Source organism: uncultured Fretibacterium sp. (genome assembly GCF_963544685.1).
In the GTDB taxonomy this organism is placed as follows: Bacteria; Synergistota; Synergistia; order Synergistales; family Aminobacteriaceae; genus CAJPSE01.
The window spans coordinates 1-9,976 of sequence record NZ_CAUUGJ010000087.1 but is presented as its reverse complement, the minus strand read 5'-3'; the positions used below and the strand labels follow the sequence as shown (position 1 = coordinate 9,976).

Sequence of the window (9,976 nt, the reverse complement as noted above, 5' to 3'; positions counted from 1 at the left end):
TGTAGCTCCGTCTCGTGGGCTCGGAGATGTGTATAAGAGACAGGGCTGACACCCTCCGAGGGGAGGGGGGCGTTACAAGGAGTATTTTGCGCGAGAGATCCCCGGAAGAACTTTTTACGTATACATATACGTATGGCGGCTTCAAGACACGTATAGCAGATTACGATCAGAAAGCGCGTTCCCCAACCGAGGGTTCTGGAGAAAAAGAGAACGATACATAGCCCAAGCAGGGACAGGATAGAAAACCAAACACGCCGATTGAACACCTTGCCGAAGAAGGTGAAGAACCACAGCCCGAACATCAGGAGGAGCACGGCGCCTCCTGCGACGCCCGCCTCACAGAACCACTGCAGGAACTCGTTGTGGGCCCAGTGCGTGTACTGCCAGGGGTAGTCGTGGGTCTTGAACGCCTCGCGCTGAGCTTCGAGGTAGTGCCACTTGAACTGCCCCACCCCGACGCCCTGGGGATGCTGTTTGAACATCGTCCAGGAGGTCGTCCAGATTCCGCTTCGCCCTCCGACCGTCCCGGCGTCCTGCACCATGTCCACCGTCTTGGCCACCAGCTCGGCGGCGCGCTCCCGGTTCATGAGCATCGCCCCCCCGAGGACCGCGGCGAAGAGCAGGACCACCGTCCCCAGGCGCCTGGCGTAATCCCTGCCGAAGTGGACCACGACGACCAGCCCCAGAACGGCCAGCCCCACGAAGAGGGAGAGGATCCCCGACCGGCTGGTGCTGTTCCAGAGTCCCCAGATGTTCACCGCCATCAGCAGGAGGTTGAGGGCGGTCACGGCGGGATGCCGCCGTTTTCCGTCCGGCGTCGACGCGTAGGCGATGTAGAGGTAGACCGAGCTCATGACGCAGATCGCCATCCACAGCCCGAACATGTTCTGCTGGGCCGTATTGCCGATGTAGTTGTAGGGCGTCGGCAGGATCAGGGAGCCGAGTCCGGACAGCCCTCCGAGGACCGGGATGTCCCTCAGGAAAGCAAGGTCGTTGATGTTCCGGATCTGGAGCTCGGCAAACAGGACGTTGAGTGCCGCATTGATGTTGGCCAGCCAGAGGAGCGGCCGTATCGCCCGGTTGGGAAAGGAGGCCATCGAGAGGACGTAGAAGGCCCAGACCGCCGCAAAGCAGACCAGCTCGTGCACGAGCGTCGTGAAGGAGGAGATGCGGACCCATGCGGGCTGCGCGACGCAGTAGAGCAGGAGCAAAGCCCAAAGGGCGCCGAAGAGGTCGACCTCGAAGCGGATCCGGTCCCGCCCGTACAGGACCAGCCGCGCCCCCGCGACGAGGAGCGCGATGGCGATGGGAGCGCCCGTGACCGTCCACTTCATGATGTGCAGGGTGTCGTAAAAGGACACGCCGGAGAAGACCAGGTTCGGGAGCGCCAGAGCGGCGAACCACAGGGGGATCAGCAGCGCCGGGGGCACGAGGGGCACGGGCGCGTTCAACGCAGCGCCGGCAGTTCTTCCGGAGACCGGATTGGAACGGGGTGTCACCAAACGGAACACAACCTTTCGACCGTCCTGGTCAAGGATTCGAAAAACAAAAAGCAAAAGACTTCTGCCCGCAGATCCTTTTTTCATGTTAAGGACAAACGGACAAAAGCGCCATAGGCCAACCTGACTTAAACGTCCTCAGAATTTTATCGTATTTCAGCCTCTAGCGCCACGCGGTTTTGCGCGGACATGCCTCGGCTTTGGGGTTGGGGAGCGGAACACCGGGAGGCATCGAATGGGGAAGGGGCCGACCTTCGAAGCGTGCCGATCGCTCGTCCTTTTACCGGCTCTGTGAATGGAATGGGCTCTGCTCTATCTTCTTACCTTCTATATGCAGGTCCTACGCCCGGAAGGCGGAGTACCCCTCGTAGCGATAGCTGTGATCGATGCTCCGCAGCGCAGCCTCGAGATACATCGACGGCACAAAGCGAATTGCCCTTTGCGATGTTGACCCGACGCATTCTGCCCGCAAAATCGTAGACCTCATCGAACAGGCGGCGATGAATCTCCGCGAGCGCGGCATAGGTTCCCGCCTCCAACGAGTCCAGGCAGCCGCTCTCGAACAGTTCGACGGCCTTTTTCTTGCTGAGCCTCTCCTCCTCCCTCGCGAGCTCGGAGGAGTCCGTTATTCCCAATTTGTTCTCCAATACCACGATGTCCGTCCCCCTCCCCGGCATAGATACCACGAGACGGCACATGAAACCCCGCGCAGCTCCGTATAACAAATTCAGGGTGGGGCCCGGCAGAACGGGATGGGCGACGCCTTGCGGCGGACCGCGCGGGACTCGGACCGGCTCCGTCCGCCGGTTGTTATAATGAGGCCAAGCGACGGTGTTTCCCCGCGTTTCTTCGGCGGGGACCAAGGAGGGGATGCGTCTCATGGAGATCAGGAACGCCACGCCGGACGATTTGAAGGCGGTCGCAGCCGTCGAGGCAAAATGCTTTCCGCAGGGGGAAGCGGCGACGGAGGAGGCTCTTCGGGAAAGGCTGTCGGTCTATCCCGATCACTTCTGGCTCTTGTTCGACGGGGACCGGCTGGTCGGCTTCGTGAACGGGATGGTCAGCGACGAGCCCGACCTTCGCGACGGGATGTACGCGGACGCCTCCCTGCACGACGAGGGCGGAAGGTGGCAGATGATCTTCGGGGTGAACACGATCCCCGAGTACCGCAGGCGGGGATGCGCCGAGCGGGTCCTGAGGAGGGTCGTCTCGGACGCCGAACGCCAGGGCCGGGAGGGGCTGGTCCTGACCTGCAAGGAGCCCCTGCTGCACTACTACGCGAAATTTGGTTTTGAGAACGAGGGGATCTCGAGCTCGGAGCACGGCGGGGCGATCTGGTATCAAATGCGCCTGAGGTTCGCCCGGCCCGGAGCGCAGCGGGACCCCGGAAAACCGCCGTACCCCGTCCCGCATGGATGGGACGCATCAAGAAGATACTGACCTCCGGCGACCCTTCGGTCCGTTATCCCGGCCCCAGTCCCTCCCAAAACGCCTCCGCCGCGGCGACGGCCCGGGCGTAAAAGGCAGCGGCGCGCTCGCGCTTGTTTCGAATCCGCTCCGTAAGGGAGGGAAAGATCCCCAGATTCGTGTTCATCGGCTGGAAATGCCTCGGGTCGGCCGTGCGCAGATAGCGCAGCAGCGAGCCCACGGCCGTCTCCGCGGGCCACTCCGGCATGGAAAGCCCCTTCAGGAGCCGGGCGGCGTTCACCCCCGCAACCAAGCCCATCGCCGTGCTCTCCATGTAGCCCTCCACACCCGTGATCTGCCCCGCCAGGAACAGGTCGCCGCGCCCCAGGGGCAGGGGGCGCAGGTGCGCGTCCAGCACCGCAGGGGCGTTGACCGACGTGTTGCGGTGCATCACGCCGAATCGGACGAACTCCGCGCGCTCCAGGCCGGGGATCATCGAGAACACGCGCCGCTGCTCGCTCCACTTGAGCCCCGTCTGGAACCCCACGAGGTTGTAGAGCGTCCCCAGGGCGTTGTCCCGGCGCAGCTGCACCACCGCCCAGGGCTCCCGCCCGGTCCGCGGGTCGGGGAGACCCACGGGCTTCATGGGGCCGAACCGCAGCGTGTCGGGCCCGCGGTCGGCGATGGCCTCGACGGGCATGCAGCCCTCGAAGTACATTCCCCTCTCGAAGTCGTGGGGCAGGGCACGCTCCGCGGCCAGAAGCGCCTCCAGGAACGCCGCGTACTCCTCCCGCGTCATGGGGCAGTTGATGTAGTCGTCCCCGCGCCCGTAGCGTCCGGCGACGTAGGCCTTCTCCATATCGACGGACTCGCGCGTCACGATGGGGGCCACCGCGTCGAAGAACGCCACGTATTCGTGCCCCAGCGCCTCGCGCAGGGCGCCGGCCAGCGGCTCCGCCGTCAGGGGCCCGGTGGCGAGGACCGCAGGCCCCGCGGGGATCGTGCGCACCTCCTCCCGTACAAGGGCGATGTTGGGATGCCCCAGGATGCGCTCCGTGACGAGGCCGGAGAAACGCTCCCGGTCCACCGCCAGGGCCCCGCCCGCCGGGACACGGGAGGCGTGCGCGCACTCCAGAACGAGGGATCGGAGGATCGCGAGCTCCGCCTTCAGGATGCCCGCGGCGGCCGTCTCCCCCTCCGCGCCGAAGGAGTTGCTGCACACCACCTCCGCGAGCCGGTCGGTCGCGTGGGCGGGGGACATGACGAGGGGCCGCATCTCGAACAGGCGGACCGGGACGCCCCGCTCCGCCAGCTGCCAGGCGGCCTCGCAGCCCGCCAGCCCTCCCCCGACGACGCTGCAGAGGGGCGCGCGGTGGACACCGGCGAGCTGTTCGGACCGCTCGGGGGCCTGATCAATCATCGGACGGGGCCTGATCCTGTTCCTTATAACCGCACGCCTGACAGAAGCGCGTCTTGCCGCGCTTGAAAAGCTCCGCGCCGCACTCCGGGCACTTCTCGCCCGTGGGCGGGTTCCAGGAGATGTAATCGCAGTCCGGGTAGCGGGAGCAGCTGTAGAAGGTCTTGCCCTTCTTGCTGCGGCGCTTCACGATCTCCCCGCCGTTTTCCTCCCCGCACTTGGGGCACTTCACGCCGATGGTGGACAGAATGGCGCGCGTGTAGCGGCACTCCGGGTATCCGGTGCAGGCGATGAACTCGCCGAAGCGGCCGCGCTTCTTCACCAGCGCCCTGCCGCACTCGGGGCAGTCCTCGCCGATCGGCTCGGGCTCCGGCAGGGGCACCCTGTCGGCCCCGCGCGCCTCCTCCACCGTCCTGGAGAACTCGGTCCAGAACTCGCGCACCACATCCAGCCAGCGGCGCTTGGCCTCCTCGACCTCGTCCAGCTCCTTCTCCATCTGCGCAGTGAACCCGGCGTCGACGATGGAGGAGAGGTCCTCGCGGTCGAAGTACCGCTTGAGAAACTCGTCCACCGTCATGCCGAGCGACGTGGGGAAAAGCCGCTTCTCCTCGTTCTTCTCCACGTAGCCGCGTCCGAAGAGCGTGTCGACGATCGTCGCGTAGGTGGAGGGACGGCCCACCCCGTCCTCCTCCAGCGTCTTGATCAGGGTGGCCTCGGAGTAGCGCGCGGGCGGGCGGGTGAACTTCTGCTCCTTCTCCGCGCTCACGAAGTCGAGGGGCTCGCCCTCCTCCGCCCTGTCCATGCGGTTCCCCTTGAGGTCGAGCGGCCAGACGGCGCTCCAGCCCTCGAAGATCAGGCTCTCGCCCAGCTGCCGCATCCCCGCGCGCCCGGCGTCCGCCAGGAGCGTGGAGTTGGCCACGACCGCGCTCTCCATCTGACAGGCGACGAAGCGGCGCCAGATCATGTCGTAGAGCCGAAGCTGATCGGGCGTCAGGATGTCCCCGAGGGAATCGGGGGTGAGGGAGACGTCCGTGGGGCGCACGGCCTCGTGCGCGTCCTGGCTGCGGCCCGGCGCGGCGTAGGCGCGGGGGGCCCTGGGCAGGTACGGGGCGTCGTAGTTCCCGGCGATATAGGCGCGGCACGCCTCGACCGCCTCCTCCGAGAGGCGCAGGCTGTCGGTGCGCATGTAGGTGATCATGCCGACGTGCCCGCGTCCGGGCAGGTTCAGCCCCTCGTAGAGCTCCTGGGCGACGCGCATGGTGCGCTTCGGGGCCATGCTCAGACGCCGGGCCGCCTCCTGCTGGAGCGTGCTGGTGCGAAAGGGGGGCGGCGGGTTGCGCTTGCCCTCACGCAGGCGAAACTCCGAGACGCGGATGGGATGCCCCTCGACCTCGCTCAGGATGGCGTCGGCCGTGGCCCGGTCCTTGATCAGGAGCGGCATCCCGTTCTTCCACAGGGACTTTCCCTCCCACCGGTCCACCTTCATCTCGTAGGAACGGCCCCCCGAGGCCGATGCCCTGACCGTCACGGACCAGTACTCCTCGGGGACGAAGCGCGCGATCTCCCGCTCCCGCTCGCAGATCAGGTCGAGCGCGACGGACTGCACGCGGCCCGCGGAGAGCCCGTAGCGGATCTTGTTCCAGAGCAGGGGGCTGAGCGTGTAGCCCACCAGACGGTCCAGGATGCGCCGCGCCTGCTGGGCGTCCACCTTGTTCAGGTCCACGACGTCCGGGTTCTGCACGGCGCTGCGCACGGCGTTCGCCGTGATCTCGTAGAAGCGGACGCGGCATTTCTCCGAGAGGTCCAGGCCCAGCAGCTCGGCCAGGTGCCACGCGATGGCCTCGCCCTCGCGGTCGGGGTCGGAGGCCAGAAGGACGTTCGACGCGGACCGGGCCATTGCCGTGAGCTCGTTCTTGATCGCGGCCTTGCCCTTGACCAGGATGTACTCCGGGGCGAAGTCGTGCTCGATATCGATGGCCATGCGGCTGCGCGGCAGGTCGCGGATGTGTCCGACGCTCGACCGGACGACGTACTTGCTGCCCAGGATCCCCATGAGCGTCTTGGCCTTGGACGGGGACTCCACGATGACGAGGGTCTTTCCCGAGGCCCCTGAGGCCCCCGACGTCCCCTTGGACGCGGACGCCCTCGTGCGCGTCCGCCTGGCGGGCGCCGCGGCCCTCGTTTTTCCGGTCCCCTCTCCGGTCTTCGCGGACGTCCCGGCTTTTCGTGCGGGGGCCTCGGTCTTTTTTGCGGAGACAGCAGCTTTTTTTGTCGGGGTCTTGGCCTTTTTCGCAGGGGCCTCGGCTTCTATGGAGGCTTTGGCCGCCGCCCTTCTGGTTCCCGTTCCGGAGGCCCCGGTCCCCCGCCTGGCCGGGGCCTTCTTCTGGCCGGGCTCGGCCGCCTCGGCCTCGGGCGGAACGGAGCGTTTTGCGGCGCACATCGTCAGCAGACCCAGGCGCCCGAGGGGGGCAGGGAGACGGGGACGACGAAGGGGATCCTGAACTTCGGGTCCAGGACGACGGCGTCGAAGAGCGATTCGAAGGTCGATACGTCGATGGCGGTCCCGCTCATGACCCCCAAGACCAGGGCCTGCTGAATGGCCCGTTCTGTCACCTCGGGGGGCACGGACTGCGAGTCCATGAGGCATGAGGCCATCGACCGCGCCTCCTGCGAGAGGTAGCGGCATTCCATATGATGAAAGACCCTCCTGACGCTGACCTTTCCGTTTTCTGCGGCCCGTGGGCGGCAGGGGGTGTTTCCCGTGAGCTTGGTGAGCTTTTCGAGTGTTTTGTCCAAGGTCTTCTCCTTGCAAACGACGCTTGCGTCGCGGACTTCGGGATGCCACGGGAGGCGGCTGCCTCCGGCGGCGCGGCTCGACTGCGCACAGCGGCCCGACGCCTCCCTATAGAGGTATTTATACCATATTTAGGCCCCAACGGGCCAGCTTCGCCCCCTTTTCCGCACGAAAACGCCTCGGATGCGGAGCGGCAGCGGTCGCGGCGGATTCATGTCATGACGGCGCCGGAACTGTCAGAGTTTGTTGAAACGGAAAAAATTTCTTTGCTTGAAAGCATCAGGGTAACGAGTTAGAATCACGTTTTGTTTGTCGAAACAAATTTTTATGTCTCAACAGCGAAGGAGTTCCAATCTTATAAGGAGGGACATGGTTTTGAGAGGGAAGTGGAAGAAGTTGGGTTTGCTGGCGCTGACGGGCGCGCTGGCGGTCGGGACCGCCTGGGCCGCGGCAAACATTCTGGAGGTCCCTGCGGGGACGACGAACGGCGCCGATTTTGCCCTGACGCCCACGGACGACGGCGGCGCCTTCAACGCCATCCGAGGAGGAGGACGTTTCGAGGGGGCCGTCAAGGGCGAGTCCGGCAAGGCACGGGTGCTCCAGCTTACGGCTGCGGACAGCAGTTCCCTGGTCGTGGCCCCTGGGGCCCAAAAGTCGATCAACGGCGACACGGGGAACGGAAACTTCCAGCTCCTCGTGAGCTCCGACGCCGGCAGGAAGGTTGTCGTCAGAGGGTCGAACGGGGACAACCCCTCGGAGGAGGAGTACAGGACCCATTACAGCGGGGGGACGCTGATCCGCGGCGGCGTGCTGAGCGCAGCCAACGACGCCCTTGGGCAGAGGTGGGTCGGCATTCTGAGCGCACCGTACTCGACGAATGCCCCCACCCTCGCAACCGACGGCCCCTTCTCCTTGACCCTGGGTTCCGCAGGAGCCGCAGCACAGCCCCTGCTGCTGTTCGTCGAAAGCGAGGACGCGGGGCACGACCGCCTCACGTACGGCATCATCGACACCCCCGACCAGCAGCAGCTGATCCTTCGACATGGCTTGGGACAAAGGCAGGTCAAGCTGCCCAGGGCCATGGCCATGGGGGACGAGTTGGCGAAGATCGAGGCGTTCGACAACGACTTCGATGGTTCCCCGTCGGGCAAGGGATTTGTCCGACTGGTCAAGACGGGCAAGGGGACCCTGACGATAGATTCCGACGTGCGGACGCCCAACCTCGCGGCCGCCGGGGACAAGGGCCTCGAGGCCAGGGCACTGGACGGGGCGCATCATTTGGGCGGCACGGACGTGCAGGAGGGCAGCCTAGTCGTCCGCGGCGGAGAGGCCAAAGTCCCCGGCGACCACTTCCGCGGCTCCCTGGGAAGGGTCTGGACATCCTTCCAGGGCAGCGGGTCCCTGGCGGACACCGAGCCCTTCAGCCGGGGACTTCTGAGGGAGAAGGCGCTTCACACGGAGAGCAATTACGTGTTCTACCACTTCTACAACCCCCTCTGGATCAGGAAGGGCGCCAGCGTCGCCGTGGACCGCAGCCAGATCTTCAGCCAGCTGAACACCGAGGCCGGCTCCACGTTCGAGGCGAAGTCCTACGCCGTGGGCGGACAACTCCATTACCCCCATGTCGTGGTGACCCTCGACGGAAACGACTCGCACGTGGACGGGCTGCTGAAGGGCCAGTTTCATCTGGTGCTCGATTCCCGGCCTGGGAAACGCCATCCCAAAGGGTTCACCTTTCAAAATGAAAACGACTCGCAGTTGAACTCGGGGAGAAACTCCACTCTGTTCCTGAACAACCCCGACAACAAAATCTTCGCCGAGGGCGAGACCCTGGTGGCCAACGGGGTCCTGGGACTTGCGGGCGCCGGCTCCATCGGTGGAGGCAAGATGATGATTGGAGCCATCAAGGAAGAGGATGGCTTCGAGACGGGAGGTGGGGCTACTCTGCTGGCCTCGAAGTCCCTGGAGGTCGCCGGCAAGACCGAGGTCAAGTACGGCGGCATGCTGGCGGCCGAGCGGGGGCAGGTATTGTCCTTCAGGGACATTGCCATCAATATGCTCAAAAAGATGCCAAACGGCAAAATCATGTCGGGCACTTTTATGATCAATCCGACCAGCCCCAGCGCCAGCCAGGACTGGAGCGGAACGGTGGAATTCGGCGGAGAGGGCGGGAGGTTCAGCTGGACGAACCCGTTAAATATACAGGTTCGTAACGGAGAACTGCGACTGAGCGGTCTTCCGGAGAAGACGGCCTCGGGAAACGAGCCCCTCGCCAATATCAACATAGGGGCAGGAGCAAGGGAACTGGTCAGAACATTTTCTCTGGGCAAGGGCGCCAGGGACCTCTCGAAGAACGTGAATCTGAGCCTGGGGAAATACAGCCGCATCGGGGTCGTTCCCAACGACGGCGACGTCGCCGGTACCCGCGCCGAGGCGGCGGGCAGGGACCCCATCTTCAAGGCCAAGACTATAGACTATTACTACCTGAACGGCGATGGTCCCCGGCTGACCATCCAGCTGGACCCTGCGCAGCTCGCCGCCAGGACGCTCAAGAAGGGCTGGATCCCCCTGATCGGCTCCGTCGAGGCGAAGGAATGGAAGAAGCTGCGCGCCAAGGACAAGGCGACGGGAGAGGACTTTGCGAAGATCCGGGTTTCCTGGCTGAACTCCTCGAAGGACATCGTCCCGGGCAATGCCGCCTCGGAGAACGCAAGCGCCAGGGTCCACCTGGACGACGACAAGTTCACGATCCTGCTCGAGGTCTTCGAGGACGTCAAGGCCCCGGAGAACCCCGCGCCGCAGCCCAACCCCAACCCCTGTCTCTTATACACATCTGACGCTGCCGACGACTAGTCGAGT

7 protein-coding genes are annotated in these 9,976 nt (G+C 65.0%); 2 read left to right on the top strand and 5 right to left on the bottom strand.

The genetic code is table 11. From position 1 onward, the window contains the following. A partial coding sequence (locus ABLA28_RS08555) for an O-antigen ligase family protein (RefSeq protein ID WP_347713302.1) occupies nucleotides 1–1,511 on the bottom strand: 1,511 nt, incomplete at its 3' end. 308 nt (nucleotides 1,512–1,819) lie between these two features. Beyond that, nucleotides 1,820–2,152: a hypothetical protein gene (locus tag ABLA28_RS08550; protein ID WP_347713301.1), complete on the bottom strand. Its 333-nt coding sequence runs from the start codon at nucleotides 2,150–2,152 to the stop codon at nucleotides 1,820–1,822. 226 nt (nucleotides 2,153–2,378) lie between these two features. Here ABLA28_RS08550 and ABLA28_RS08545 point away from each other — a divergent pair, with 226 nt between their 5' ends. After that, on the top strand, nucleotides 2,379–2,939 hold the full coding sequence (locus ABLA28_RS08545; protein ID WP_347713300.1) for a GNAT family N-acetyltransferase: 561 nt from the start codon (nucleotides 2,379–2,381) through the stop codon (nucleotides 2,937–2,939). A 22-nt stretch (nucleotides 2,940–2,961) separates the two neighbouring features. On the opposite strand, the gene trmFO is transcribed toward ABLA28_RS08545, so the two are convergent. Genes trmFO through ABLA28_RS08530 form a run of 3 tightly spaced genes read right to left on the bottom strand, consistent with a single transcriptional unit; the run spans nucleotide 2,962 to nucleotide 7,014 of the window. Next, on the bottom strand, nucleotides 2,962–4,326 hold the full coding sequence (trmFO, locus tag ABLA28_RS08540) for a methylenetetrahydrofolate--tRNA-(uracil(54)-C(5))-methyltransferase (FADH(2)-oxidizing) TrmFO (RefSeq protein WP_347713299.1): 1,365 nt from the start codon (nucleotides 4,324–4,326) through the stop codon (nucleotides 2,962–2,964). After that, nucleotides 4,319–6,763, bottom strand: a complete 2,445-nt coding sequence (gene topA, locus ABLA28_RS08535) for a type I DNA topoisomerase (RefSeq protein WP_347713298.1) — start codon at nucleotides 6,761–6,763, stop codon at nucleotides 4,319–4,321. Before topA ends, trmFO begins: the two co-directional genes overlap by 8 nt. Before the next feature lie 2 nt (nucleotides 6,764–6,765). Then, entirely contained in the window at nucleotides 6,766–7,014 is a 249-nt protein-coding gene (locus tag ABLA28_RS08530) for a hypothetical protein (RefSeq protein ID WP_347713297.1), read from the bottom strand. A 478-nt stretch (nucleotides 7,015–7,492) separates the two neighbouring features. On the opposite strand from ABLA28_RS08530, the gene ABLA28_RS08525 reads away from it, so the two are divergent. Continuing rightward, the gene (locus ABLA28_RS08525) at nucleotides 7,493–9,970 is read left to right on the top strand and encodes a hypothetical protein (RefSeq protein WP_347713296.1); all 2,478 of its coding nucleotides are present in this window, start codon (nucleotides 7,493–7,495) and stop codon (nucleotides 9,968–9,970) included. Nucleotides 9,971–9,976: the final 6 nt, after the last annotated feature.

Bases quoted from the DNA above. Each gene is read 5' to 3' on its own strand.
- ABLA28_RS08545 (WP_347713300.1), top strand. From the start codon at position 2,379: ATGGAGATCAGGAACGCCACGCCGGACGATTTGAAGGCGGTCGCAGCC.
- trmFO (WP_347713299.1), bottom strand. From the start codon at position 4,326: ATGATTGATCAGGCCCCCGAGCGGTCCGAACAGCTCGCCGGTGTCCAC.
- topA (WP_347713298.1), bottom strand. From the start codon at position 6,763: ATGTGCGCCGCAAAACGCTCCGTTCCGCCCGAGGCCGAGGCGGCCGAG.
- ABLA28_RS08530 (WP_347713297.1), bottom strand. From the start codon at position 7,014: ATGGAATGCCGCTACCTCTCGCAGGAGGCGCGGTCGATGGCCTCATGC.